The 23,536-nt window shown below is 58.5% G+C and carries 27 protein-coding genes and 1 pseudogene; 17 read left to right on the top strand and 11 right to left on the bottom strand.

All coding sequences use genetic code 11. The annotated features are described in order from the left end of the window. Positions 1–12 precede the first annotated feature (12 nt). Complete coding sequence (gene prmB, locus AB6K10_RS09155) at positions 13–972, bottom strand: 50S ribosomal protein L3 N(5)-glutamine methyltransferase (RefSeq protein ID WP_285262593.1); 960 nt, start codon at positions 970–972, stop codon at positions 13–15. A 150-nt stretch (positions 973–1,122) separates the two neighbouring features. Here prmB and AB6K10_RS09150 point away from each other — a divergent pair, with 150 nt between their 5' ends. Next, entirely contained in the window at positions 1,123–1,686 is a 564-nt protein-coding gene (locus tag AB6K10_RS09150) for a Smr/MutS family protein (protein WP_159341636.1), read from the top strand. Between the two features lie 61 nt (positions 1,687–1,747). On the opposite strand, the gene AB6K10_RS09145 is transcribed toward AB6K10_RS09150, so the two are convergent. Together AB6K10_RS09145 and AB6K10_RS09140 are read right to left on the bottom strand one after the other, a co-directional pair. Further along, positions 1,748–2,797 carry a patatin-like phospholipase family protein gene (locus AB6K10_RS09145; RefSeq protein ID WP_159341635.1) on the bottom strand — a complete coding sequence of 350 codons (1,050 nt, stop codon included), beginning with the start codon at positions 2,795–2,797 and terminating at the stop codon, positions 1,748–1,750. 28 nt (positions 2,798–2,825) lie between these two features. Continuing rightward, positions 2,826–3,716 (bottom strand): alpha/beta fold hydrolase, encoded by an 891-nt coding sequence (locus AB6K10_RS09140; RefSeq protein ID WP_159341634.1) that lies wholly within the window; start codon positions 3,714–3,716, stop codon positions 2,826–2,828. A 363-nt stretch (positions 3,717–4,079) separates the two neighbouring features. Between AB6K10_RS09140 and AB6K10_RS09135 the strand changes: the two genes are divergently transcribed. After that, the gene (locus AB6K10_RS09135) at positions 4,080–4,523 is read left to right on the top strand and encodes a LexA family transcriptional regulator (protein WP_159341633.1); all 444 of its coding nucleotides are present in this window, start codon (positions 4,080–4,082) and stop codon (positions 4,521–4,523) included. Further along, the gene (locus AB6K10_RS09130; protein ID WP_339118509.1) at positions 4,520–5,905 is read left to right on the top strand and encodes a Y-family DNA polymerase; all 1,386 of its coding nucleotides are present in this window, start codon (positions 4,520–4,522) and stop codon (positions 5,903–5,905) included. The genes AB6K10_RS09135 and AB6K10_RS09130 overlap by 4 nt, the downstream gene beginning before the upstream one ends. On the opposite strand, the gene AB6K10_RS09125 is transcribed toward AB6K10_RS09130, so the two are convergent. Both AB6K10_RS09125 and AB6K10_RS09120 read right to left on the bottom strand, forming a co-directional pair. Continuing rightward, the gene (locus AB6K10_RS09125; RefSeq protein WP_159341631.1) at positions 5,828–7,291 is read right to left on the bottom strand and encodes a sodium-dependent transporter; all 1,464 of its coding nucleotides are present in this window, start codon (positions 7,289–7,291) and stop codon (positions 5,828–5,830) included. The two genes, AB6K10_RS09130 and AB6K10_RS09125, sit on opposite strands and share 78 nt — an antisense overlap. A 63-nt stretch (positions 7,292–7,354) precedes the next feature. Then, positions 7,355–8,581: a YbfB/YjiJ family MFS transporter gene (locus AB6K10_RS09120; RefSeq protein WP_339118508.1), complete on the bottom strand. Its 1,227-nt coding sequence runs from the start codon at positions 8,579–8,581 to the stop codon at positions 7,355–7,357. Positions 8,582–8,771: 190 nt separating this feature from the next. Between AB6K10_RS09120 and AB6K10_RS09115 the strand changes: the two genes are divergently transcribed. From AB6K10_RS09115 to AB6K10_RS09105, 3 genes are all read left to right on the top strand, one after another. Beyond that, positions 8,772–10,031, top strand: coding sequence for a M20/M25/M40 family metallo-hydrolase (locus AB6K10_RS09115; RefSeq protein WP_253017206.1), 1,260 nt, complete (start codon positions 8,772–8,774; stop codon positions 10,029–10,031). A gap of 379 nt (positions 10,032–10,410) precedes the next feature. Continuing rightward, positions 10,411–10,626, top strand: coding sequence for a hypothetical protein (locus tag AB6K10_RS09110; RefSeq protein WP_159341628.1), 216 nt, complete (start codon positions 10,411–10,413; stop codon positions 10,624–10,626). Between the two features lie 354 nt (positions 10,627–10,980). Continuing rightward, the gene (locus AB6K10_RS09105; RefSeq protein WP_253017205.1) at positions 10,981–11,769 is read left to right on the top strand and encodes a MipA/OmpV family protein; all 789 of its coding nucleotides are present in this window, start codon (positions 10,981–10,983) and stop codon (positions 11,767–11,769) included. A gap of 76 nt (positions 11,770–11,845) precedes the next feature. Here the strand turns inward: AB6K10_RS09105 and AB6K10_RS09100 are convergent, their stop codons facing one another. Further along, the gene (locus AB6K10_RS09100; protein ID WP_159341627.1) at positions 11,846–12,532 is read right to left on the bottom strand and encodes a type 1 glutamine amidotransferase domain-containing protein; all 687 of its coding nucleotides are present in this window, start codon (positions 12,530–12,532) and stop codon (positions 11,846–11,848) included. A 500-nt stretch (positions 12,533–13,032) separates the two neighbouring features. Between AB6K10_RS09100 and AB6K10_RS09095 the strand changes: the two genes are divergently transcribed. Next, complete coding sequence (locus AB6K10_RS09095; protein ID WP_253017203.1) at positions 13,033–13,812, top strand: CLCA_X family protein; 780 nt, start codon at positions 13,033–13,035, stop codon at positions 13,810–13,812. A gap of 139 nt (positions 13,813–13,951) precedes the next feature. Here the strand turns inward: AB6K10_RS09095 and AB6K10_RS09090 are convergent, their stop codons facing one another. Further along, positions 13,952–14,833: a GGDEF domain-containing protein gene (locus AB6K10_RS09090; protein ID WP_339118507.1), complete on the bottom strand. Its 882-nt coding sequence runs from the start codon at positions 14,831–14,833 to the stop codon at positions 13,952–13,954. 226 nt (positions 14,834–15,059) lie between these two features. Here AB6K10_RS09090 and AB6K10_RS09085 point away from each other — a divergent pair, with 226 nt between their 5' ends. Next, a complete protein-coding gene (locus tag AB6K10_RS09085) occupies positions 15,060–15,428 on the top strand; it encodes a DUF6746 family protein (RefSeq protein ID WP_339118506.1) in 369 nt (122 codons plus the stop codon). Between the two features lie 198 nt (positions 15,429–15,626). Here AB6K10_RS09085 and AB6K10_RS09080 read toward each other — a convergent pair whose 3' ends face one another. The 3 genes and pseudogenes from AB6K10_RS09080 to AB6K10_RS09070 all read right to left on the bottom strand — a co-directional run. Further along, on the bottom strand, positions 15,627–15,875 hold the full coding sequence (locus tag AB6K10_RS09080) for a hypothetical protein (RefSeq protein WP_144981079.1): 249 nt from the start codon (positions 15,873–15,875) through the stop codon (positions 15,627–15,629). Between the two features lie 18 nt (positions 15,876–15,893). Then, on the bottom strand, positions 15,894–16,310 hold the full coding sequence (locus AB6K10_RS09075; RefSeq protein ID WP_339119611.1) for a S24 family peptidase: 417 nt from the start codon (positions 16,308–16,310) through the stop codon (positions 15,894–15,896). Positions 16,311–16,358: 48 nt separating this feature from the next. Continuing rightward, positions 16,359–16,607, bottom strand: a pseudogene (locus AB6K10_RS09070) (helix-turn-helix domain-containing protein); the annotation flags it as partial. Positions 16,608–16,774: 167 nt separating this feature from the next. Here AB6K10_RS09070 and AB6K10_RS09065 point away from each other — a divergent pair. The 3 genes from AB6K10_RS09065 to AB6K10_RS09055 are packed head-to-tail and all read left to right on the top strand — an operon-like array spanning position 16,775 to position 18,881. After that, positions 16,775–17,113, top strand: a complete 339-nt coding sequence (locus tag AB6K10_RS09065) for a transcriptional regulator (RefSeq protein WP_368473616.1) — start codon at positions 16,775–16,777, stop codon at positions 17,111–17,113. Positions 17,114–17,115: 2 nt separating this feature from the next. After that, positions 17,116–17,553 carry a hypothetical protein gene (locus tag AB6K10_RS09060; protein WP_339118505.1) on the top strand — a complete coding sequence of 146 codons (438 nt, stop codon included), beginning with the start codon at positions 17,116–17,118 and terminating at the stop codon, positions 17,551–17,553. Then, positions 17,550–18,881 carry a DNA-binding protein gene (locus tag AB6K10_RS09055; RefSeq protein WP_339118504.1) on the top strand — a complete coding sequence of 444 codons (1,332 nt, stop codon included), beginning with the start codon at positions 17,550–17,552 and terminating at the stop codon, positions 18,879–18,881. The genes AB6K10_RS09060 and AB6K10_RS09055 overlap by 4 nt, the downstream gene beginning before the upstream one ends. On the opposite strand, the gene AB6K10_RS09050 is transcribed toward AB6K10_RS09055, so the two are convergent. Then, entirely contained in the window at positions 18,811–19,827 is a 1,017-nt protein-coding gene (locus tag AB6K10_RS09050) for an IS30 family transposase (RefSeq protein ID WP_339117984.1), read from the bottom strand. The genes AB6K10_RS09055 and AB6K10_RS09050 overlap by 71 nt on opposite strands. On the opposite strand from AB6K10_RS09050, the gene AB6K10_RS09045 reads away from it, so the two are divergent. Genes AB6K10_RS09045 through AB6K10_RS09020 form a run of 6 tightly spaced genes read left to right on the top strand, consistent with a single transcriptional unit; the run spans position 19,826 to position 23,536 of the window. Next, positions 19,826–20,713 carry a Mu transposase C-terminal domain-containing protein gene (locus tag AB6K10_RS09045; RefSeq protein WP_339118503.1) on the top strand — a complete coding sequence of 296 codons (888 nt, stop codon included), beginning with the start codon at positions 19,826–19,828 and terminating at the stop codon, positions 20,711–20,713. The genes AB6K10_RS09050 and AB6K10_RS09045 overlap by 2 nt on opposite strands. 39 nt (positions 20,714–20,752) lie before the next feature. Further along, positions 20,753–21,472, top strand: a complete 720-nt coding sequence (locus tag AB6K10_RS09040) for an AAA family ATPase (RefSeq protein WP_281441616.1) — start codon at positions 20,753–20,755, stop codon at positions 21,470–21,472. 3 nt (positions 21,473–21,475) lie between these two features. Next, positions 21,476–22,102 carry a hypothetical protein gene (locus AB6K10_RS09035; RefSeq protein ID WP_339118502.1) on the top strand — a complete coding sequence of 209 codons (627 nt, stop codon included), beginning with the start codon at positions 21,476–21,478 and terminating at the stop codon, positions 22,100–22,102. Next, positions 22,099–22,482 carry a hypothetical protein gene (locus AB6K10_RS09030; RefSeq protein ID WP_281997193.1) on the top strand — a complete coding sequence of 128 codons (384 nt, stop codon included), beginning with the start codon at positions 22,099–22,101 and terminating at the stop codon, positions 22,480–22,482. Before AB6K10_RS09035 ends, AB6K10_RS09030 begins: the two co-directional genes overlap by 4 nt. Continuing rightward, positions 22,479–23,114 carry a hypothetical protein gene (locus tag AB6K10_RS09025; RefSeq protein ID WP_339118501.1) on the top strand — a complete coding sequence of 212 codons (636 nt, stop codon included), beginning with the start codon at positions 22,479–22,481 and terminating at the stop codon, positions 23,112–23,114. Before AB6K10_RS09030 ends, AB6K10_RS09025 begins: the two co-directional genes overlap by 4 nt. After that, positions 23,111–23,536: a hypothetical protein gene (locus AB6K10_RS09020; RefSeq protein ID WP_339118500.1), complete on the top strand. Its 426-nt coding sequence runs from the start codon at positions 23,111–23,113 to the stop codon at positions 23,534–23,536. The genes AB6K10_RS09025 and AB6K10_RS09020 overlap by 4 nt, the downstream gene beginning before the upstream one ends.

Raw genomic sequence — 23,536 nt, 5'->3', positions numbered from 1 at the left:
GGCGTTAATTCCTCACGCAAAAGACGCCGCATGGGCGTCGAGTTCAGCGGCGCTCAGGGCAAACACGCCCTGGCCGCCACGCTCGAATTCAAGCCAGATAAAGGGCACCTCGGGGAAGGCGGCCTCCACATGGCGGTCAGAGTTGCCGACTTCGACGATCAGCCACCCCTCTTCCGTTAGGTGTGACCGGGCCTCGCGCAGAATACGCCGCACGATATCCAGGCCGTCGCTGCCCGCGCCCAGCGCCAACGAAGGCTCGTGGCGGAACTCGGCGGGCATGGTGGCCAGGTCGCGCTCATCGACATAGGGCGGATTGGAGACGATCAGGTCGAAGCGTTGGCCTTCCAGGCCGTCGAACACGTCAGACTCCACGGCGCGTACACGGTCGCCGACATCGTGGCGGGTAATATTCTGCCGCGCTACGGCCAAGGCATCCTGGCTGATATCCGCCAGCGCCACTTCGCAGGTGGGCAATACCAGCGCCGTGGCAATGCCAATGCAGCCGGAGCCGGTGCACAAATCCAGCACGCGGGCGGGCGGCTCTTCGGGGAACCACGCCGCAAAGCCATCTTCGATCAGCTCGGCAATCGGCGAGCGGGGAATCAGCACGCGCTCGTCTACGTTGAAGGGGTAGCCCGCGAAGAAGGCTTCCCCCAGCAGGTAAGGCAGCGGGCGGCGCGTGGTAACGCGCTCGCGGGCGAGGCGAATGATCCGCTCACGCTCGATGGGCAGCAGCCGCGCATCCAGCACGGCCGGGTCGACGTTCCAAGGAAGATGCAGCGCGCCCAGGCAGAGGGCGACCGCCTCGTCCCAGGGTGACTGCGTGCCGTGCCCATAGTGCAACCCCGCCAAGTAGAACTCGCTGGAGACCCAGCGCAAATAGTCCCGCAGTGTAAAAAGATCGCTGACCAGCGCCGAATCCGGCAGCGATAGCGTCGAAGGGGAGGACTCATCGGTGAGATGCGTGGTCACAAGGGCTCCTGGCGTCAAAAGGTCGTTGGGGGATTGTACCTTTGACGCCGCCCGGTTCACAGCAGCGCCAAGCTCGCTATACTGTCTCGCCTTAGCGTTTTTTATCCACCGCCCCTTTTTTCACCACTACTTAGTTGATTCGAGCCGACCATGACGCGACACCTGCCCAACGATGACGATATCAGTGCCTTTCGCCAAGCGCTGCAGGCGGCAGGGGTACGCCGTATTGCCACCAACCAAGCCGACCCCGGCAAGCCAAAGCGCCAGTCAGATGCCAGCGAAGCGCGTCGCCGAGCGGCGGTCGAGAGCAGTACGCTGCAAACCAGCGGGCGCACGTCCGATGGCCGGGTGGAGGCGGTTCGACCCTCCGAGTATTTAGAGTTCAGCGTGCCGGACCTGCCCTGGCGCACCTTCAGCCAGCTCAAGCGCGGGCAGACGGCGTGGCAGGCGGGGTTGGATCTGCACGGTTACACCTTGGAAGAGGCGCGGCTGGAGCTGGAGAGTTTTTTGCGCGATGCCGCTGCCCAGGGGCTGCGCTGTGTGCTGGTGGTGCATGGCAAAGCGTGGGGCACCACGTCCGATTTTCCGGTACTGAAAAGCCACACCAACGCGTGGCTACGGGAGTGGCCCGGCGTGCTGGCGTTCTGCTCCGCCACCGATATCGATGGCGGCACCGGGGCGGTGTATATCCTGCTGCGCAAGCGCGGCCAGTAGCGATACCTTTTCTGCCATTGCGTTGAATCACTGTTTTTTCGCCGCCACGCCCTCGTCACGACTACTCAGCTGCATCCGAAGCGATGCTCGGCATGCGTCGCTCCAACGCTTCGTCGGCTAGGTGGCGGCCTAACCGAATCAGCTCGTTGGCGCGGTGAAACTCGTAGGTACTGCACACCGTTTTGGGAATTTCGATCAGTACGTCAGGCGGGTAGCCCGCCACTTTGTACTTCGCCAGCGCCGCCTGGGTGATATCGAACGACTCCAGAATCATATCCAGCTTGCCCCACTCGCGCTTACCGCGCAGGTCCACCGTCTCATCGTCGTCGCTGTCGTCACCGCCGCCGCCCAGGCCGCCCCAAAGCCGCCGGGTCGTGGCGCGTACTTCATCCATCCAGCCGCCTATGTTGGCGTCGCGGTCCCGCTCCAAGGCGGTGCGGTCGTCATCGCCCCCCTCCTGGGGCAGCAGCTCGTCCAGCGTTACGGGCTGCGGGCTGTGGGCGGTAACGTTCACGGCAACCACGAAATCCGCCTCGTGGGCGGCGAGAATCGGCATCATGGGGAGCGGGTTGAGCAGCCCGCCATCTACCAGCACCTGCTCGCCGATGTGGACCGGCGTAATCACTCCAGGCACGGCAATCGAGGCGCGAATGGCGCGTAGCAGCGGGCCGTTTTGAAACCAGACTTCGCGTTGGCGCACCAAGTCCGTCGCCACGGTGGTCACTGGGATGGGCAGATCTTCGATCAGTCGGTCGCCCACCAACTCTTCCAATTTGCTCATCACTTTATTGGCGCGCATCGCCCCCATGGGGCTCCAGGTCACGTCGACCAGCTTGAGCACGTCCAAGTAGTCGAGGTTGCACACCCACTCGCGGTACTCCGGCAGCTTGCCCGAGGCATAAATGCCACCGATCAGCGCACCCATGGAGCACCCGGCAATCGAAATGATCTCGAAGCCTCGGGCCTCCAGCGCTTCAATCACACCGATATGGGCGTACCCTCTTGCACCGCCGCTCCCCAGCACCAGGGCCACTTTACGACCGCTCCCCAACGCTCTCCCCGTCAACTGGCTAACCACGTTCTGCCCCTCCTTTTTGGCATGGTGTCTCATACGCACACGTCGTTCTTGTGTTCCAACGTTAACTGGCCGTGTGGCCTTCCCGGCAAATCACCTCGGCCACGCGCTCGACGGCCTGCGGCTCCAAATGCAAATGGTGGCCGCCAGCCAGCACGTGCCGAGTGAGCTGCGGCACCGCCTGCCGCGCCTGGGCTGCCCAGGCACGCTCGCCCAAAATGCCCTGCTCTCCTTCTATCAATAGCACCGGTGCGCGAATCTCGCTCAGTACCGCTAGCACTTGCGGCGGTGTAAAGCGCACCAGAGAGGGCTTGAGCAGGCGGCTGTCGGTACGCATTTGCACTTTGCCATCGGCCGTGGCTTGAGTATTACGCTCGACCAGCGGCGTGGCGGTGATGCTATCCAACGGCGTGACGCCGCCCGCCACCCGGGCCGCAATGGCACTTTCCAGGTCGGGGTAGCGCGGTGTGCGAGACGAGGAGCGCCGGTGAGCGATGATGCCTTTACGCAGTTGGCTGGCCGTCTCTTCTGCCGACGTATTGAGCGCGCCCAACCCGTCCAGCAAAATCAGTCGCGCTACTTTTTCCGGCAGCGCGGCCGCGACCAAGCAAGAGACCGCCGCGCCCATGGAGTGCGCCAGCAGCGTGGTCTGCTCGAGGCCTAGGGCATCCATGGCATCCAGCACATCGTGGGTGTAGTCCCAAAGCGCGTAGTCGCTGCCAGTCGGGGCATGAGCGGAGTGCCCGTGGCCTCGAAAATCGATCGCCACGATGCGAATGCCCAGCGCGCTCACCAAGCGTGGGGCCAAGCGTGTAAAGCTGGCGGCATTATCCAGCCAACCATGCAGCGCCAGCCAGGTGGGTGCGTCGTACTGCCCCCAGCTCAATGCCGCCAACCGCCCACCGGCCAACGAAAGCGGCTGAGGCGCCGCGCCTACTCGGGAAGCGTCGTTCATAACAATGGGTCTCACTGCGAAAATCTGGCGCGTCTGATGATGCGCCTAAATGTGAACATTACGATGCAAACATTGCGGTGCAAACGTTGTGGCTCAAACGTTACCATGCTCGGCGCAGCGCTTGTGCTGCTTTTACGCGGCCATGGGCCACGACGCCGTTCATTTTTTGATGGAGATTGCCATGAAACCTCGCCGCGATACCCGCGTTCGCAACCTTGTGTTCTTTATTACAGTCATCAGTGCTTTGGTCGTGGGGCTGTGGCTGGCTCGCTAAGGGCAGTGCTTGCAATTTTTGCCTCGTGAATAAATACTGTTTATATATACTGTATATAAACACACTATTTATTCTTGAGGATACCGACGATGCCGTCTCAACTCGCCCCCGTTGCGACAGCTTTGCCGTTAACGTCTCAGCCGCTGCCGTTTCCTCCCCAAACGGGCCGCGCCGGCATTAGCGGCTTTCCCTCCCCCGCCCAAGATTACGAGCCGCGCACCCTCGATCTCAACGCGCGGCTGATCAAACACCCCACCCAAACGTTTTACCTCACCGCCACCGGCGACAGCATGGAGGGCTGGGGAATCTTCGAAGGCGATTTACTGGTCGTCGACCGCAGCGTGACGCCCCGCTTAGGGCATATCCTCGTGGCCATGTTCGACGAGGAAGTGCTGATCAAGCGCTACGCACTATATCGCGGCACGCCCCACCTATGCTCTGCCCACCCCCACTATCCGCCGCTGCCGCTAGAAGGCACCGACTGCCAGCTATGGGGCGTGGTGCGCGCCGTCATTCACGAGTACTTGCCATGATCGGGTTAGTGGATGCCAATAACTTCTATGTCTGCTGCGAGCGGGTGTTCAACCCCGCGCTAGAGGGCAAGCCGGTTGGCGTGATGTCGAATAACGACGGCTGTGTGATTGCCCGCTCGGAGGAGATGAAAGCCATGGAGATCGCCATGGGCACGCCCGCGTACCAGTTAGAGGGGCTACGCCGCCGTGGGGCGATTCATCTGCTCTCTTCCAACTACGAGCTGTATGGCGATATGTCGGCACGGCTGGCCCAACTGCTGCGCGATGCCTGCCCCGAGGTCGCCCCCTACTCCATCGACGAGATGTTCATTTACCTGGATGGCTTCGACGATGCCCAGTGCCAAGCCATCGGTGCAGCGCTGCGCCGCCGTATTCGTCGCCATTTAGGGCTGCCCGTGTGCGTGGGCCTTGCGCCGACACACACGCTAGCCAAGCTTGCCAACCACGTGGCCAAAAAGCAGCCGCATTATGAAGGCGTGTGTTTGCTACACGGCGAAAGCACTACCACACAAGTACTGCTGAAACAGCTGGCCGTTAGCGAGGTATGGGGCGTCGGTCGGCGCTTGGCGGAGCGGCTAGCGGTCAGCGGCATTCGCACTGCCTGGGATCTGCGCGAGTGCGACCCCAAGCAGCTGCGCAAACGCTTTTCCGTGGTACTGGCACGCACCGCGCTGGAGCTACGCGGTACGCCCTGCCTAGAGATGAACGCCGTGGAGCAGCCCCGCCAGCGCATCATGACCTCCCGCTCGTTCGGCCAATCCACCGGCGCAAAAGAGGAGCTGCACGCCGCCCTACGCCGTCACGCCCAGCGAAGTGCCGAAAAATTGCGCCAGCAAGGCAGTCTGGCCCGCGCGGTGATGCTGTTTTTAAACACCAATCGCCACCGCAAAGACCAGCCGCAGCTCTCGCCCAGCGCGATGATTCCCCTCGCTGCGCCCACTGACGATACCCGCCTCATTCTAGAAGCCGTGCGTGAAGGGCTCGATCAGATGTATCGCCCCGGCTACACATTCATGAAAGCCGGCGTGATGCTGCTGGACTTGGTGGATGCGCAGCAGTACCAGCTCTCTTTGCTGCAGCCCACGACCAAGGCGCACCCGCACCTGATGAAGACGGTCGACGCCATCAACCAAAAGATGGGGCAAGGCACGCTGCGCTTTGGTATGACCGATGCCGACGCGCCTTGGCAACTGCGCTGCGCGCATCGTTCCAGGCGTTACACCACGTGCTGGGAGGAGTTAATGGAGGCAGGCACTCACCCTGGCGCGATTGCCGACGCCAGGGCAAGGCGAGAAAAACAGCGCTTAGCGGGCGGAAAGCGCTTGGCGAAGACGCGGGCTAATGGCTTCACCGATCACGGCAATGAGTACCAGCAGCGCTAGCAGCACCGGCCAATGGGCGGCAAACGAGACCTGATACAGGCCCAAGGCATCGACAAAGATCACCAGAATGCCCAGCGGGCTGACGTAGCGCACCATGGCCAGCCACAGCGCATAGGGCAACGGCGCTAGCCCCAGCTCGTCGCGGAACGTCTCGCTTTTCAATACGAAGCCCGCCAACAGCACCATGCCCAGACCGCCCAGCGGCATCATCCAGCGGGAGGTGAGGTAATCCAGCCAGTCAAAGACGTTCTTGCCTGCCATCGTCCAATCGGCGCCCAGGTTGAACGACAGCATCGCCAGTGTGCTGATCAGCCACAGCACGATGCCGGTGGCCCAAGCAGCCGACTTACGGCTCATGCCTTTGTTATCGCACAGCCACGAGACCGTCGCTTCCACCATGGAGATCGACGACGTGAGCGCGGCCATGGAGAGCATCAAGAAGAACAGCACGCCGAAGAGCGTCCCCATGGGCATTGCTTGGAACGCCAGTGGCAAGCTCATGAAGATCAGCCCTGGGCCTTCGCCGGGATTCATACCGTTGGCAAAAATCACCGGGAAGATCGCCAGCCCGGCCATGAGTGCTACCACGGTATCCGCCACGGCGACGCTGAGCGTGGTGCGGCCAATGGAGGTGCCTTTGGGGAGGTAGCTGCCATAGGTCAGGATCGCTCCCGACGCTAGCGAGAGCGTAAAGAACGCATGACCCAGCGCCGCCAGCATCCCTTCGCTGGAGAGGCTGCCCGCCTTGAAAGAGAACAGGAAGCGCACCGCGTCACCAAACCCGCCGGAAAACACGCCAAATACGATCAACAGCAGCAGCATGAGTACGAGGCCAGGCATCATCCAACTGACGTTTTTTTCGATGCCCTCTTGAACGCCTTTGCCGACGATGACCATAGTCAGCAGCGTGACCAGCGTACTCCATCCCCCCAGCGTCAGCGGGTTGGCATTGTTGGCCCCAAACACGGCCGCCATGTCGTCGACGCTAGTGCCTGCCAAACCGCCAGAGAGCATTTTCCACAAGTAGGAGAACGACCAGCCCGCCACCACGACGTAGAACGACAAAATCATGAAGCCACACAGCATGGCCATCCAGCCCAGCAGCGACCAAGCGGACGAGCGGCCAGACTCGTTTACCACCCGGCGAATGGCGTCGATGGGGCTACCGCGCCCTCGGCGGCCAAAGGCAATTTCCGTCATCATGACCGGCACACCTACCGCCAAGATACAGGCCAAATAGACCAGCACGAAGGCCCCACCACCGTATTCACCGGTGATGTAAGGGAATTTCCAAATATTGCCGAGCCCTACCGCTGAGCCTGTGGCTGCCAGCATGAAGCCCCAGCGGCCCAGCCACTGAATGCGAGGTTGTCCCGAAGACGCCATGACCTTCCACCCTATCGGAAAAAAGCGCCTATCCTAGTGGATTTTGCCGCGAATGCCCACGTATCACGGCGTGGCATAGCTGGCTTTGGCTTCGGTATCTAGCCGCTGGGCGGTTTGGTCGACGCGACGCAGCCACGCCAACAGCACGGCACCCAACCCCACAAAGCCACCCGCTAACCACAAGCCGACATCGTAATGGCCGGAGGCTTCCGCGAGCATGCCGGTGAGCGCAGGTGCCACAATCTGCGCTGCGCCGTAAGCCAACGTCATTTGTCCCATCAAGCGGGCGGGGCTGGCGGGGTACAGCCTACCCGCCATGGTCAGCACTAAACTGACGCACCCCAGGAACGTGCCGCCGTAGAGCACTGCGCTAATCAAAATGCCCGGTAACGTTGGGCTGATCGCAGGCAGCACAATACCGACTACCTGCACCAGCATGGCCACAATTAGCGCGCCTAAGTAACCAATCCGCCGCGCGATTAAATCCCACAGCATCACGGCGGGGGCTGCGGCCAGCCCCACCAGCGCAAAGGCCCAGTTTCCGGCTCCGGCCAGCAGCGGTTCACGCTCCACAATCGCGACCAAAAACGTTGCGCTGATCACATAGCCATAGCCCGCACAAAAGTAGGCAGGCAGCATAAAACGCATAAAGGTGCGGCTAGGCGGCGTTGCAGGTGCTTGATGACTGGCAGCGCTGCCTACCACCGGTTTCACCGGACGCGGTAACCAGCACCAGGCAGGCACCAGCAGCACCGCCCCCAACGCGCTAAAGCCCCACCACTGCGCTTGCCAGCTCATTGGCAGCGCCAGCATTAGCTCTACTGCTAAGGCCGCGACCACAATGCCAATGCCGACGCCTGCAAAGTGGATGCCCAGCTCGCCCCGCTGATGGTGCTGAATCAGCCAGTGCAAAATCAGCCCTGATGCCAACAGCATCGAGCCGCTGCTAGAAAGCCCCGCCAAAAAGCGCAGCCCCGCCCATACCCAAAATTGCTCGGTTAGCGCCATACCGGCGGTGGTTAATACGGCCAGCACTAAGCCAATGCGAAACAGCGTGTCCTTCAAATAAATCGTGCGAATAGAGGCCGCCAGCACCGCTCCTAGCATATAGCCAGCGTAATTCAACGCTGCTAGCCAACCGCCATCGGCATCACTGATCCAGCTCTGCTGCTGCATCACCGGCAGTAGCGGCGTATAGGCAAACCGCGCAATGCCGATACATAAAATTTGGCTAAATACCCCCGCCAACAGCACTTTAAAGCGCTGGGCCTGAACACTTCTAGTAGGCATGGACACTCCCTCGTCGTGACTATTTTTGTTGTGGTAGTGTGGCTTAAATAGGTAGCCAGCTATCTTCCATCATACGCGGAAACCAGTGCCGTACTATCGGCTAAACGTGGCATGGAGAAGCAGCGCATTAGCGCTCGGAATCTGGCAGACTAACTCTCACGTTCACTACCCTCATAAGCGAGTAAGCACCATGAGCGATACTGCAAAACCCTGGACGCAACCGATGCCCGACGCGCAGTTCAAACTGATGCGCGATATTTTGGCCGCCCCCAGCCCGGTAGGCCTGGAAGGCGCGATGACCTACGGCGTGCTGAAGCCTTACTTCGAGCGCTTCGCCCCCAGCGACTGGCACTTGCACCAGTTCAAAGGCAACGCGGGCGTGGTACTGGATACGCACCCGGGCCGTGATGATATGTTCAAGCTGATGATCATCGGCCATGCGGACAAAATCCGCATGCAGGTTCGCTCGATTGGTGAAGACGGCAAAATCTGGATCAATACCGACTCTTTCCTGCCCGGCGTATTGATCGGTCATGAAGTGACGCTGTTCAGCGAAGACCCGGACGCCCCCGGCAGCTACCGCAGCATCGAGGGCGGCACGGTGGAAGCGCTGGGCGCGATCCACTTCTCCGACCCTGCCCAGCGCGATGGCAGCAAAGGCATCAAGAAAGAGCAGATCTACCTCGACCTGCAGATTCATGGCGAGAACAAGAAGCAGCAGGTGCTGAACCTGGGCGTGCGTCCGGGCGACTCGATCATCTTCAACCGCCCTATCCGCCAAGGCTTTAGCCCGAATACGTTCTACGGCGCATATTTGGACAACGGCCTGGGCTGCTTTGTGACGGCTGAAGTCGCGCGCCTGATCGCCGAAGCAGGCGGCACTGAAAACGTACGGGTCATGTTTGCCATTGCCAGCTACGAAGAGATTGGCCGCTTCGGCAGCCGCGTGCTGGCCGGTGAGCTAAAGCCCGATGCGCTGATTGGTGTGGACGTGAACCACGACTACGTAGCGGCACCCGGCATTGGCGACAAGCGCATGCAGCCGCTGGAAATGGGCAAAGGCTTTACGCTATCGGTGGGTTCGATTGCCAGCGAGCAGCTCAACCGCATCATCGCCAGCGCCGCTAAAGAGCAGGACATTCCCATGCAGCGGGACATCGTGGGTGTGGATACCGGCACTGATGGCATGGCAGGCGTCCTGGCCTCCATCGATAGTGCAGCGACCTCCATGGGGTTCCCGATCCGCAATATGCACACCATTTCGGAAACCGGTAACACCCAAGACGTGCTGGCAGCGATTCACGCGCTGCACCACACCATTCAAGCGCTGGATGCCCTGCCCAATCTCAAGCGGGCGTTCTTGGATAATCACCCGCGTCTCGATCAAGCCAGCCCGCTGGCTCACCAAGGCAGCGCCAAACCCGGTAGCGACGAAGAAGTCTCCGCTTAATCAGCATAAAAAAACCCCGGCCAAACATGGCCGGGGTAGCAGTGACTCCTCCGTAATCCTTCTTCACGAACGTCCTGTTCGTGCATCCCTGGTCTTACAAGCGCTCCGTGCTTGCTCTTACTCCTTGACACCCTCCCTGTGTTACTGCCCACCATGAACCTTATATGTGTCAACGACATTAACGTGAGATAGAAAACACCGCACTTTTATTAAATTTTTTGACGCTTCCCTCTGCCATTCGCCCAAAAACGCCTGCGCATGCTTTTTATAGCGCTTTGTGTCAGCGCTACCTATACTTTTTGAGCATCCTTCGTGATGCTTCTCTACACGGACGTTACCACGCCTGAACCCATTCACCCCCTAGCGGTAGGAGGTCAGCGTGCGACATATCATGATCAGTTCGAAAGTCCACGGTGTGGATATCATGTGCCGCCACTGCGGCAATGCAGAATCCGCCACAACACCGTACCTCAATCGGTTCCGGTTGGAAGGCACCGGTAAAGACAGCGTGCTGCTGCGCTGTTTAAGCTGCCAAACGGCAGTGTCAGCACCCATGAGCCAGCTCAGCACTCTGTTCTATCACTACGCCTGTTAATGGCCTTTGCAACGGCCGCGACCACAGCAACAGTCCGTACGTTGCTGGCTCATAAAAAACCCCGGCCATCGCTGGCCGGGGTTTCATCAGGTCCTCCTTAATCTTACGTCACGAACGTCCTGTTCATGCTTCCTTGTGCGCCGCAAGCACTCCCTGCTTGCACTTCCTTGTAACGCCATCCCTGCGTTATGTGCACACAGTGCGCCCTATCACGGCTCAGTTATCTAACCTGGGATATGAAACGCAAAAAGTTTTTCGTGTCATCGCCGGGCGCGCTCACTCGCGCTTGCGCAGGCGAGTGAGAAAAACATACCATCACGTACGTTTGTTACTCATAAGGACATACCCGTGACCATGAATCTCTCAACGTTTTCTGCCTCTGCTTCATCCACGCGCCTGGCCCCTTACCTCGCAGCAGCCTTCGGGGTCATGCTGGCGACCCCTGCCCTGGCTAATAGCTGGGAAGGTACCGTGGGCGCCGGTGCGGCCTACGCCCCCGACTATCTGGGTAGCGATGATTACGACGTGCAGCCGCTACCGGTACTGAACCTCACGTACGGTGACGATGTTTCCATCAACCTGCGCGACGGGATCGCTTGGCACGCTCTCCGCCAAGGTGACTGGACCGTGTCGCCATATATCGGTTACACCTTCGGCCGAGACAACGAAGGCGACATCAGCCGATTCGAGAAAGTGGATGGCGGCGCGACCCTTGGCCTGCGCGTCAGCTACCAGCAGGGCATGTGGCGCTACAGCATCGCGGGCAGCACGGCGGTGACGGGAGATGTCGAAGGCGCTAACTTCACGGGTGAGGCGGCCTTGCGACTGCCCATGAGCGAGCGCGCGCTCTTCACGCTGACGCCCAGCGTGAGCTACTCCAACGAAAAGTGGACCGAATCGTTCTTTGGGGTTTCTGCCCAAGATAGCGCACGCAGCGGTATCGCTCCTTACTCACCGGATGGCGGCTACTGGCGAGCAGGCGTCAATGCTTCTCTGAGTTACGCGCTCACCCGGGAATGGACCGCCACGGGCTTCGTAGGCACGACCATTCTCACCGGAAACGCGTCGGATAGCCCCATCGTGGATGAGCTGGGCAGTGACTGGCAGGGATTGGGTGGCGTATCGCTGACCTATCGGTTTTAGCATCTGACCGGCCACTCGCACAGGTATCAAAAAGGCGGGCTCAACGGCCCGCCTTTTTTCGCTGTCACGCCATGGCTTAGCGCGTGAACCACGCCATCAGCGCTTCTGCCGTGGGTGCAGAGGAAGGCGGGTTCTGGCCGGTGATCAGTTGGCCATCTTCACGTACGTAGGGAGTGAAGAGATCGGCTTTGCTATAGATACCGCCGCACTTCTGCAACGCATCTTCCACCAAGTGTGGGACCACGTTGGTGAGGCCAACCGCCTCTTCTTCACCGTTGGTGAATCCGGTGACTTGACGGCCTTTCACCACCGGTTCTCCGTTGCTGTCCTTGGCATTCACCAGCACGATAGGCGCGTGGCAGACGGACGCAACCGGCTTACCCTGAGCGATGAAGGTTTCGATCAGTTTGATGGAGTCTTTGTCATCCACCAAATCCCACAAGGGGCCGTGACCACCGGGATAGAACACGGCGTCGAAATCATCAGCGCTCATGTCGCTCAGGCGGTGAGTGTTCGCCAATTCGGCTTTCGCCACCTCATCTTGCTGGAAGCGACGGGTTTCGTCGGTTTGGCTATCTTCCGCATCGCTTTTGGGGTCCAGCGGCGGCTGTCCACCTTTGGGTGAGGCAAGCGTCACTTCTGCTCCCGCATCCTTGAATACGTAGTAAGGCGCTGCCAGCTCTTCCAGCCAAAAGCCGGTTTTTTCGCCTGTATCGCCGAGCTGATCGTGCGAGGTCAATACCACTAGAATACGCTTGCTCATCTCGATGCTCCTAATAGTGAAGAGTGGGATAGCGTGGTGCGTTGCTTCACCTACGTTGGGGCGATCATGGTGGGTTACAAGCCCCCTCCACGTCTCGTGTATAGAAAATCCATCAGTGCCAACGCTCGGATAACGCGATGTTTTCACGCCAATAGATAACACGTAGCATCATTTACGTACTATTTAAGTACAATAAAGATACAATTTAATCTTGTACATTATTTATCCCTAACCTATAGTTAAACACGTTCGCGGCAGGGATACCGCGTCACAAGGGAATGAACGCTAAGGAACAGCGAGATACTGCTCATGGAAAGAGCATGCTCAGGAAGAGCCATGTAACGCCAAGGAAGGAGCACGCTCAGGAAGAGCTAAGTGATGACCATGGAAGGCTAGGTACTGGAAGCATTGGTGCTTAAAAAAGCGTCCTCATTTATGAGGGCGCTTTTTCATGGGCGCCATGTAGCCAACGCGATGACTCCCACCGTCATAGGTGACACGTGAGCTTTCACGAACGCACATTTTTTCGTAACGGTCCGCGACATCGCGCAGACGCTGCCAGCAGCTTTGGCGCAATTCGTCGCCAATTCGATTTCCGCTCCATCGAGATTGGCCGCTGGGTGACGAACGAAGAGCGCGACCGAGCCGCAGCGCTGTTTCACGACGCGCTCTGTGACCTCATGCTGATCTTGCAGGGCACGGAAACGTTGATTTCGCTGAGAGGCACACTGGCACTACAGTACGGCACCGGAGGCCGCCCTGGGGTATCGGCACACTACGACCCCAGTCAGCGCAGCTTTGCACTCGCCAAGAACGCAGGACCGGGCAGCATTGCCCATGAGTGGTTTCACGCCTTTGACCACTACATTGCGCCTAAGTGCTTCCAGGCAGCCCCCCATAACGCCTTTGCATCCGCCGCTTGGTTAGCCGATGCCACGCCCATTCGCCACCCTCTCAACCAACGATTGATCGCCTGCTTTCGGGCCATCTTGCTTCAATCGGACGGCCAGCAGCCTAGCCCGCTATTTCGCCACTCTGCCGCGATGGACAAGGCCCTGGGACAGCTTTACTACAGCAAACCCGAAGAGCTGTGCGCCCGGGCTTTCGAAGCCTTCGTGCAGGACGCTGCCATCACAAATCACTTTTTGGTCAAAGGTACCAAAACTTCGCCTGAAGCCGAGCGCGGCCTGTACCCACAAGGCGAACAGCGTGCGCAGATCAACGGGGCGTTTAGCGACTACTTTTCAGCTCTTGGTGCAGCGCTAGGCTGTGGGCGGTAGCCCAATGTGCGAAATCGTCCGCTAGCGTCTAGGCTAATAGCTCACTCATTTCTCAGAGGACGAGAGCATGCCATCTACTACTACCATCGTGGTTGTCGTTGTCGTGGTTGCCGTGGCGGTTTTTGGCGTTAGCGGCGGCCTACCGTTTTAACATGGCGGATGACGAGCGTCCGCGCTGTCTCTTCATTCGATACATGTTGACGTCAGCATAGTGAAGCAACGCATCGGCACTTTTGCCGTCTTCAGGGTAGATGGCCACCCCTACACTGCAAGACGGCATGCCGATACTGGGTGTACCGCTCTTTTCGTTCGTGACTAACGCATCGAGCAGCTGGGCCGCTTTTTCCATCGCGGTCTCTTTAGAGTGAATATTGGTCAACAGCACCGTGAACTCATCGCCGCCCATACGGGCCACCGTATCGGTTTCCCGGACGCACTCTTTCAAACGACGCGCTATTTCACATAGCACGGCGTCGCCTGCCGCATGACCATGCACATCGTTGATGCGCTTGAAGTCGTTCACATCCAAAAAGAGCAACGCAAAACGCGTTCGATATCGCTTGGCAGCGCTTATCGCCGACGCCAGACGATCGTAAAACAGCGACCGGTTGGTCAGTTTGGTCAACGGGTCGTGGTGTGCAAGAAACCGCAGATCGTCTTCCGCTTGCACCAGGGCGGTCACATTGCGAGCCACCCCGATGCGTACTTGATCCTCCTCCGACCAGCGCGCCGACCACAGCACGTGCACCACGCTTCCACTTTTATGCAGGTAGCGATTGCGAAAATCGAGATGGGGCTGCCCGTTCATCACCCGCTTGATGGAGTCTTGGGTGACCGCCAAATCTTCTGGGTGCATATAGCGAGTAATCAGTGTGCCTACCAGTTCATCCGCGCGGTAGCCCAGCAGCGACTCGCAGGCATCGCTGACGAATAGAATGCGATGCCCTGCATCGACTACGAACACAGTATCGAGCATCAAGTGAATCAACTTGGGATAAAGCGCCTGCAAATCAACGGACATGGGCAGCCTGGTGGGGTGACTTTATCCCGAGTATAGACGGATCACGAACCGTCTGGACACCCATTGTCCAGGCATGTGCACCGCTTGCTCGTCATGCAACCGGGATGGACTCTTGATATTCTTTGATCGTAAATACGAATATATATCATTAAGATTTGCAAAAAGACTATTTTTGCGCTCAAATAAAAAGCTCACATAATCCCGCAACACTCCGACGAGGCTTTCAATGAAACGACTTTTCTTAGTGATGGTAGGTGGCTTGATGAGTAGCGGGCTGGTGCTGGCAGACAGCCAAGACCGCCTGGATCACTTTGAGGGCGCGCCCTCCGAGAACCTCCCCCAAGCCCTTGAGAATATTCAAGAAGGGAACCAACGTCTCAACCAACTCCTTAGCGCTGAGACGCTCTCGGACGAGCAAATGGGTGAGATCCACATGCTGACGTACACGCTTGAAAATGCACTGCAACGCATCGATCAAGAAGTCGATGCCATGGCAATCTCACTGGAAGAGGTGCACCTGGGCTCTGAAACGCTGGATCAAGAGCGCGTGAGCTCGAATGTGTGGGTTAGCAGGAGATATGGCACAGCGGCCTAATGTGGGACTATAAACAACATAGAGGGATAAGGTGGGACGAGCGGCGAAATTTAGCGCCATAGATTCAGAGAGTTACGTGCAGACAGCTAGTATAGGATGACAGCATGTTAGACGCCAGCAGTGCCAAAGATGCGCAAATTGAAAAAAATGCCGTTCATAAGCTGAGCGGCATTTTTTGTAAGATGTTTGGCACTGATGTCAGTTGGATAAAAGTAGCTTAGCGTTGTAATCAGAGCAGCCCGTCCCTTGGACAAACACATCTAGTTCTTCTTGCTTCGTAAGGTTGTAGAAATACTCCCCGCCGAGAGCCTCTAAATCGCCGCGAATTCTGTCACGCAAATCAACGTCGTAGTCACCCAGTAGCTCTGCAACCGTGATGTCTCCATCATCTAGTCTTATGGCTATGAAGCCTTTTCTAGGGTTGATGCCAACTACAGTACCTTCCATGTTGCCTCCTTAAACGACTCACAACCACCCTGCAGACCAAACAGCCCGCCCGATAATCTCCAGCTCTGCCAGACGGTCACGCGGCACGGTCACCTTATCGTACGCGCTGTTGGCGCTGATGATGGCGACCCCATCAAAGTTACGCTGCAGCCGCTTGGCGTAGAGATGTCCATCCAGACGCAGGATATAGATACCCTCGCCCTCAATCGTGGTGCGCGTGTGATCGATCAGCACCGTGTCACCGCTGTGCAGTACCGGCTCCATGCTATCGCCGTCGATACGGATCGCTGAGAGGTGATCCGGCGTCAGCCCCTGCTTGCGCAATGAGTAGCGCGTGAAGCTGATATGCGTAAGCACTCGACAGTTCTCATTCCAGGCACCCGCCCCAGCGCTGCACTGTGCGTCATACAGCGGCACAAAGGCGTAGTCCTCCATGCCAAGCACTTCTGCTTGATGTCCCTCAGTTATCGCTGACTCACCGCTTCCTGTTGCTAGCCACTCTAATGAAACGCCACCAGCAACCGCGATTGCGATAAGCGCTTTCCGACTAGGCTCACCTCCATTCAGATAGCGCTGCAAACCGCTTTGCGATACACCCGCCGCTTTCGCTAAAGCGTTAACACTCCCATGGGCTTCAGCAAGACTACGCAGGCGCTCGATAAACGCTTCATCTCTTTCAAGTTCTTTCTTTGAACTTGAAAGTGTTGGGCTATCTGAGCTTTCAACTTTCATCTTTAGCCAAGTCCTTGAAACATCAGCAAATTAACCATATTCGACTAACTGGATAGTCGAAAAGAACTTTAAAAACCTCTATCCGACTTGATCACCTAACCGAATAGCGTTATGTTTACTCACATGTGAGGGTTAGACAGCCAGAAAAAACGCCACGGAGTGACGCTATGAAACTGGACATACCTACCAACCCAACGGCGCGATGGGAGTGGATCAAATATCAGATCCGGTCTCGTGGCCTTACGTTGGCGGAGCTATCTCGCCGCCTTGGCGTAGAGCTAGGAACGCTGGCATCTGTAAAGCGCACGCCCTACCCACGTATGGAACGAGCTATCGCAGCAGCGTTAGATCTCAAGCCTGCAGTGATTTGGCCTGAGTGCTGGAACAACGATGGCACCCCCTGCCGTCAGCGCCCCAATCGAGCGGAAAAGAGCGCATCAACATTAAGTCTGCATGATAGCGGCTCTAACGCTATCGCGCATCGTCAATTGGCCCGGAGGGCATAACCATGCGCCGTGTCAAAGACGACTTAACGCTAGACATCTTCGAAGTGCCAGTGCCGGTCGTGCCTACGCCAGGCAGCGGTAACTATGCCGCCCAGGTCAGCGAGCTAGTAGGAGTAGTGCTGAAAGAGTGCCCGGTAGACCGCTACGAGATTGCCGCGCAAATGAGCCGCCTCTCAGGTGACGACGTTTCCAAGCACATGCTGGATGCGTGGTCGAGCCCAGGCCGCGCCGACCACAACATCCCGTTCTACCGCATTCCGCTTTTGGAAGAGGTGTGCCAAAGCCATGCCTTTACCGACTGGATCGTCCACCTGCGCGGCGGGCGCGTTGCCTATGGCCGTGAAGCGCTAGCTGCCGAATACGGGAAGCTGTCCCGCATTCAGGAGCGAGTCAATGCGGATCTGCGCAAGCTGAAAAAGATGATGGGAGAAGAGGAATGAACTGGTACTCCGCCAAAGAGTTGGCCGGGCTACCAGGCATGCCCGGCACCGTTCAGGGTGTTAAGGCCAAAGCCAATACTCAGCGCTGGGAAGCACAGAAGCGCATGGGGCGTGGTGGAGGCTATGAATACGCCTTCGCCGTGCTACCCAAAGAAACCCAGAACGCACTGCTGTTGGCACAAGCGGATAACGCCGCTCCTGCGCCTGCTAGCACCGTAGCGCCGCCGCAAGAAGAGCAGCGCCCAGGCCAGCAACAACTTACCGATGCACAGCGCCAAGTGATGGGTGCCCGCGTTGCGTTCGTCCGCGAGATCGAACGCATGAGCAAGATGGTCAGCCAGCAGCGCGCAATCGAAACGTTAGTCGCCCACGCCCAAGCCGACGATCTAACGCCTTACCTCAAACAGCGGGTAGTGCTGGCCAACGACCGTAAAACAGAAACTCGCACCCTTAGCGAACGCACCCTCAAGCGCTGGATCGCTGACTTCCGCAAGCATGGTGAACGCGGCCTCGCCCCCAAACGACGCAAGGCCGATATGAGCATGCCGCTTTGGGCCGGTGACTTTCTCAAGCGCTACCAGAAGCCGCAAAAGCCCAGCGTGGAAGCGGCCTACCAGCTGCTGGTCGAACAGACCGAGCCGCCACACCCTTCTATACATCAGGTGCGCCGCTGGCTAGCCAAGCTTTCACCGGAAGCGCGTGAGCGTGGCCGCATGGGTGCGCATGAGCTGAAAGCCCTACAGCCCTTCAAGCGCCGCACCAGCGACGCGCTACTGCCCAACGATGTATGGGTAGCGGATGGCCACACCTTCGATGCCGAAGTAATTAACCCGCTCACCGGCCAAGCCTTCCGGCCCGAGATCACGCTTATCATTGATTGGGGCACCCGCCGCATCGTCGGCTTTGCCCTCAACCTTGCCGAATCCACGGTGGCCACGCTGGATGCCCTGCGCGATGCCGTGAGCCGCGTGGGCATGTTCAACCTGTTCTATGTCGATAACGGTTCAGGCTTTGACAACGCCACTGTTTATGAAGTGGTCGACCGCCTGGGGGGCAGCATTACCCACTCACTGCCTTATAACTCCCAGGCACGCGGCGTCATTGAGCGAGCCCACAAAACCATCCTAGTGAAACTAGCAAAAGAAATGCCCAGCTTTATTGGCGCAGATATGGATAAAGAAGCCGCCACTAAAACGCACAAGTTAAGCCGCCGCGATATTAAACAAGGGGCGGATGCAGACTCTGAGTGCAACACACTCATTGGATGGTTGATGGGCTTTCATGGTACTTGGCCATCAGCTCGCTCATCACTTCTATCGGACATTTAAATCCAAAGCGTTTTCGAGGTCGCATATTCAGCTCAAAGGCAATGGCGTCCAGCTCTTCCTGGCTATGTGCTGAAAGGTCCGTTCCTTTCGGTAAATATTGACGGATAAGACCATTGATATTCTCATTGGCCCCACGTTGCCAGGGGCTGTGGGGATCGCAAAAATAAATCGCAACGCCCGTTTCTTGAGTGATTTTTGCATGCTGTGCCATTTCACGCCCCTGATCATAGGTCATGCTTTTTCGAGCGGTGGCCGGCATTCGGTTCAGGGCGGCACTAAACCCTGCTACGGCGGATGTGGCGGTGGCGTCGTCCATTTTTGCGAGGATCAGATAGCCACTGCTAAGCTCTACCAAGGTGCCTACCGCGGACGCGTTATTCTTACCTTTGATCAGATCGCCTTCCCAGTGGCCGGGCATTTCACGCTTACTGACCTCGGGCGGACGTAAGTGAATGCTGACCATGTCAGGGATCTGTCCACGTCGATCCACTTCGCCACGGCGAGGCTTGCGTGTGGTTTTACCTTGTCGCAAGCAGTGAATCAGTTCCTTGCGAAGGTGGCCAACAGGCAAGGCATAAATGGCCGTGTAGATGGTCTCTCGGCAGACGTAGGCATCGCGCAAATCAGGGAGTTTCATCGTCTTGAGCTTGCCGCTAATTTGTTCGGGAGACAAGCATCGCCGCAACATATGCACGATGAGATCAAACCGCTCGGTGCCTGGCAAAAGCTTACGCGCAGGACGACAGACCTCTCGACGCTTTTCTCGCTGACGTTGGGCGTACCGGGCGCAGTAACCGTTCTGGGCCATTTGGTTACGGCGTATTTCACGAGAGATGGTTGAAGGAGCTCGCCCCAGGAGCTGGGCAATATGCCGAAGGCTCATCCCTTGGGCTTGACCCACTTGGATGCTGGCACGTTCTTCAATACTGAGTTCGAGGTAAGACATGGGACAACACCTTAGCGAAATGCTCAGGTGTTGCACTCAGTTTCTGCGGCCAAGAGGGCTAAAGCCCGCCTTTATTCCCACGTTTCAAGAGTTCTTTGAACGCTTAAACGACGCCATAGATACCTATAACCACCGGCCCCACAAAGGGCTGCCCAAAGTACGCGATTTAGACAGCGGCAAGCTGCGCCACCAAAGCCCCATGGAAGCCTGGAAAAGTGCCGAGGCCGAAGGCTTTAAAGCGCTCACCGCACCTTCCGATGTCGTTGCCTCGCTCATGCGCCCACAAGAAGTGCGCAAAACCAACCGTGGAGAGGTGCGCATCAATGGCGGCGTCTACTTCATGGATGCCCTACGCGACTTCCACGGCGAAGAGATCCGCGTGGCCTGGGATTACCGCGATACCGGCTGCGTCGGCATCTTCACCCTAGAAGGTGAATACCTCGGCGATGCCCAACTGGATGGCAACGCCACCCCCGCGATGCCCGCCACCATGATCGAACGCGCCGCCGAAAAACGTGAAAAAGGCCAGCTCAACCGCTTGGTGCAGAAAGCCAAGGTGGTCACCGGCAGCGATGTGGAAATCAAAACGATTACTCCCGCCGCCCGCCAATCAGACGAAAAGCAGGCAGCCCAAGGCCGCGCCTACGCCAAGCAACTGGCCGATCAAGGCACACGCTTTCAGATACCCCACAACAAGATGGAGCGATATCGGCTCTGGAAGAAGCTGGATGGACAACTACAGCAAGGAGAAGAAGTACCCGAAGCCGCCCGCGAATGGCACGAGCGTTACCAGCACCACAACGATTTAAAAGCCATCGCCAAAGTGATGGATACCGAAATGGATGCAGGTGGGCGGCAACCCACCCGCACCCGACGGGCCGTCTGAACCACGGCCCATGACACCCGCAGCAATTAAGGAACTGATATGAGCGTCAACACCATTGTACCACTCACCAACGTTGGCCTACTGGCCGCCGCTGTCGAAAGTGCCGCCAACCGCCCACCAGAATTACCTGGCTTGGTGGTCATGTACGGCCCCAGCGGCTACGGCAAAAGCCTAGCAGCCGCCTATGCCGCCAACATGCACCGCGCCTACTACGTCGAGTGCCGCGAAAGCTGGACGAAGAAAGCCTTTGTGGTCGCCATCCTGCGCGAGATGGGCATCATTCCCATGAAGACGCTCAGCGAGATGGTCGACCAGATCGCGGAGCAGCTCTCCCGCTCTGGCCGCCCGTTGATTATTGATGACGTTCAGTACGTCATCGACAAAGCCGCCGCCAACGTTTTAACGGACATCTATAACGCCAGCCAAGGCACCCTGATTCTGATCGGTGAAGAGCGCGTGCCTGCCTCCATGGCTCGCCTGGAGCGCCTGCACAACCGCGTACTGGAATGGGTGCCCGCCCAAGCTGCCAGTCTAGACGACGTATGCGCCCTAGCCGCCAAGAGCTACCCCGATATCACCATCGAAGACGATCTGCTGGACGCTATCAACAACCGCGTTAAAGGCTGCCTGCGCCGTGTGGCGGTGAACCTCTACCAGATCCACTCAGAAGCCACCGCTCAAGGCTGGAAAACGGTAGGCCTACGCGAGTGGAGCGAGCAAGACATCCACACCGGCCAACCACCGGCGCGGAGGGGTTAAGGCATGGCGAAACAAACGCAACTCACCGCTCAAGGCCTAAAGGGAGATCGCCAAGCAATGTGGGAAGCCATCCGTAGCTTCCACACCCAAGGCCGCTCTTTTTCGATCACTGATATTTGGGAGCAAATTGCGATCGGCGTTTCGCAAAATCGCGTACGCGACTACTTCACCGGCCTGAGAAAAGCAGGCTTTATCGAATGCACGGCTTTTCCGAAAGGAGGATCTCGCTACTACACCTTGGTGAAAGACATTGGTGTAGAAGCTCCTCGAGTACGGCGCGATGGCACTCTCCCCCCGCCCCTAGGCAGGGAACAGATGTGGCGAACGCTGAAAATCATTGGTGAGTGTACCGCTGCCGAACTCGCAGATGCCGCCAGTACTCCCGAAGTGTCGGTCAGCCATGAAACCGCCATCGAGTATCTGCGTTACCTCACTTATGCCAAATACGTGACGATCACCCGCCAAGCAACGGCAGGCACGGGGGCCGTTAACGCTAAGTACCGGTTCAACGCCAGCCGCTGGACAGGGCCGATTGCCCCACAGATCCGACGCACTCAACAGCTCTTCGACCCCAACACCAACGAAGTAGTGTACAGCCGCGTCACCAAAACCGAAGGGGGCGAGCCATGAACGCCATTCGCCGCACACGCGCCGTAGATATTTCCAACTGGGGCGAAGAGCCGCCCCGCTGGATCACCCTGCTGGCCAACGAGGTACGCGCCACTAATCGCAAGATGGCCGGTGATCGTATCGGCGTCTCGCGCAGCGCAGTCTCTTTGGCACTGGCCAACCGCTACCCCAGCCCATCTACCAGCAGCATCGAAAAGAAGGTGCTGGAAGCGCTAGACGGCCTGAACTGCCCCGCGCAAGAACGCACTATCAGCGTGGAACAGTGCCGCGAGTACCGCTCGCGCCCAGCGCCCACCCACAACCCCATGGCCATGCGCCTATGGCGCAGCTGCCAAACCTGCCCGAACAACCCCGACCGCCAGCAGGGAGAAGACCAATGACCCTGAAAGCCACCTGCCCCGAATGCGGCATGAGCGGCGACATGGCCGCGTTCGTCACCCAAGGCGAACACAACCAAGCACTAGCCGCCGCGCTGGAAATGCCCGCCTTACTGAGCAGCCGCATCGTGCGCTACCTCGGCATGTTCCGGCCCAAATCGCGCGCCCTGGCCAGCGCCAAAAGCGCCCGCCTGCTGGGCGAGCTGAAAGACGTCATCACCAGTGAAGTGATCGAACGCAAAGGCATCACCCGCCAAGCCCCGCTCAAGGTTTGGGTGATGGCGTTGGATCAACTGCTAGAGCGCCCACCCAGCAACCTACCGCTCACCGGCCACGGCTACCTCTATGAGGTAGTGGCCAACTGCGCTGATCGCCACGCCACCGATGTGGAAAAGCAGAGAGAGGAGCAAGTTCGTAGCGGTGCCAAACAGCCTGCAAACCGCGCCGCCGTTGCCCCCCTGCGCGAGCGTTCCACCGATGACGTACTTGCCGAACACGAACGGTTAGCACAGCGCAAGGCACACGTTCCCCATCAGCGCTCGCCGCAACACGACAAAACCGCTGAAAAAGCCAACGCCCCCAAACGCCTGAGCGACCTACTGAAAGGGGCAGCCAGCCAGGGAGAACAACAATGAATACCTACACCGACAGCGAACTGGAGTACTACGCCGACCGCTTCATGCGTCTGCGCATCTTCCGCCACGGCATCAACTTGGCGCAGTACATGGCGAACCCGGTGACTTACGAACTGCTACCCCCGGCGATAGAGCCGCTATTACCCGCACAGCAAGCGGCGATGCTGCGCCTATGGCAGCGCTGGGACACCGGCCTGGCAGCGGTCGCCGAAACCGCCAGCGAAGACGACGACATCGAGATCCAAGCCGCCGCCTGGGACTGGCGCGACCTGCTCGATCGCTGGCGTGAAGAAGTCGCCCAAGCCGAGCGCGCCTTAAACCGCATGAGCCAGCGCAACGGCGCGTTCGTCGAGCCGATGCGGCATCACCGTCACCACGGGCGTAACCGCACCGCCTCCAACTTTGCCCGTAAAGGAGCCTGA

It is taken from the genome of Halomonas sp. BMC6 (assembly GCF_964204995.1).
In the GTDB taxonomy this organism is placed as follows: Bacteria; Pseudomonadota; Gammaproteobacteria; order Pseudomonadales; family Halomonadaceae; genus Vreelandella.
Note: the sequence above shows the minus strand (reverse complement) of the source record. Positions and strands in the feature narration are given on the sequence as shown.

What these genes read in the sequence shown, in the direction of transcription:
- AB6K10_RS09055 (WP_339118504.1), top strand. Translation starts at nt 17,550, where the DNA reads ATGAACTGGTACTCCGCCAAAGAGTTGGCCGGGCTACCAGGCATGCCC.
- AB6K10_RS09030 (WP_281997193.1), top strand. Translation starts at nt 22,099, where the DNA reads ATGAACGCCATTCGCCGCACACGCGCCGTAGATATTTCCAACTGGGGC.
- AB6K10_RS09050 (WP_339117984.1), bottom strand. Translation starts at nt 19,827, where the DNA reads ATGTCTTACCTCGAACTCAGTATTGAAGAACGTGCCAGCATCCAAGTG.
- AB6K10_RS09065 (WP_368473616.1), top strand. Translation starts at nt 16,775, where the DNA reads ATGAAACTGGACATACCTACCAACCCAACGGCGCGATGGGAGTGGATC.
- AB6K10_RS09125 (WP_159341631.1), bottom strand. Translation starts at nt 7,291, where the DNA reads ATGGCGTCTTCGGGACAACCTCGCATTCAGTGGCTGGGCCGCTGGGGC.
- AB6K10_RS09025 (WP_339118501.1), top strand. Translation starts at nt 22,479, where the DNA reads ATGACCCTGAAAGCCACCTGCCCCGAATGCGGCATGAGCGGCGACATG.
- AB6K10_RS09120 (WP_339118508.1), bottom strand. Translation starts at nt 8,581, where the DNA reads ATGCCTACTAGAAGTGTTCAGGCCCAGCGCTTTAAAGTGCTGTTGGCG.
- AB6K10_RS09090 (WP_339118507.1), bottom strand. Translation starts at nt 14,833, where the DNA reads ATGTCCGTTGATTTGCAGGCGCTTTATCCCAAGTTGATTCACTTGATG.
- AB6K10_RS09115 (WP_253017206.1), top strand. Translation starts at nt 8,772, where the DNA reads ATGAGCGATACTGCAAAACCCTGGACGCAACCGATGCCCGACGCGCAG.
- AB6K10_RS09080 (WP_144981079.1), bottom strand. Translation starts at nt 15,875, where the DNA reads ATGGAAGGTACTGTAGTTGGCATCAACCCTAGAAAAGGCTTCATAGCC.
- AB6K10_RS09035 (WP_339118502.1), top strand. Translation starts at nt 21,476, where the DNA reads ATGGCGAAACAAACGCAACTCACCGCTCAAGGCCTAAAGGGAGATCGC.
- AB6K10_RS09085 (WP_339118506.1), top strand. Translation starts at nt 15,060, where the DNA reads ATGAAACGACTTTTCTTAGTGATGGTAGGTGGCTTGATGAGTAGCGGG.
- AB6K10_RS09060 (WP_339118505.1), top strand. Translation starts at nt 17,116, where the DNA reads ATGCGCCGTGTCAAAGACGACTTAACGCTAGACATCTTCGAAGTGCCA.
- AB6K10_RS09075 (WP_339119611.1), bottom strand. Translation starts at nt 16,310, where the DNA reads ATGGAGGACTACGCCTTTGTGCCGCTGTATGACGCACAGTGCAGCGCT.
- AB6K10_RS09100 (WP_159341627.1), bottom strand. Translation starts at nt 12,532, where the DNA reads ATGAGCAAGCGTATTCTAGTGGTATTGACCTCGCACGATCAGCTCGGC.
- AB6K10_RS09020 (WP_339118500.1), top strand. Translation starts at nt 23,111, where the DNA reads ATGAATACCTACACCGACAGCGAACTGGAGTACTACGCCGACCGCTTC.
- AB6K10_RS09040 (WP_281441616.1), top strand. Translation starts at nt 20,753, where the DNA reads ATGAGCGTCAACACCATTGTACCACTCACCAACGTTGGCCTACTGGCC.
- AB6K10_RS09105 (WP_253017205.1), top strand. Translation starts at nt 10,981, where the DNA reads ATGAATCTCTCAACGTTTTCTGCCTCTGCTTCATCCACGCGCCTGGCC.
- AB6K10_RS09135 (WP_159341633.1), top strand. Translation starts at nt 4,080, where the DNA reads ATGCCGTCTCAACTCGCCCCCGTTGCGACAGCTTTGCCGTTAACGTCT.
- AB6K10_RS09130 (WP_339118509.1), top strand. Translation starts at nt 4,520, where the DNA reads ATGATCGGGTTAGTGGATGCCAATAACTTCTATGTCTGCTGCGAGCGG.
- AB6K10_RS09140 (WP_159341634.1), bottom strand. Translation starts at nt 3,716, where the DNA reads ATGAACGACGCTTCCCGAGTAGGCGCGGCGCCTCAGCCGCTTTCGTTG.
- AB6K10_RS09150 (WP_159341636.1), top strand. Translation starts at nt 1,123, where the DNA reads ATGACGCGACACCTGCCCAACGATGACGATATCAGTGCCTTTCGCCAA.
- AB6K10_RS09145 (WP_159341635.1), bottom strand. Translation starts at nt 2,797, where the DNA reads ATGAGACACCATGCCAAAAAGGAGGGGCAGAACGTGGTTAGCCAGTTG.
- AB6K10_RS09045 (WP_339118503.1), top strand. Translation starts at nt 19,826, where the DNA reads ATGGGACAACACCTTAGCGAAATGCTCAGGTGTTGCACTCAGTTTCTG.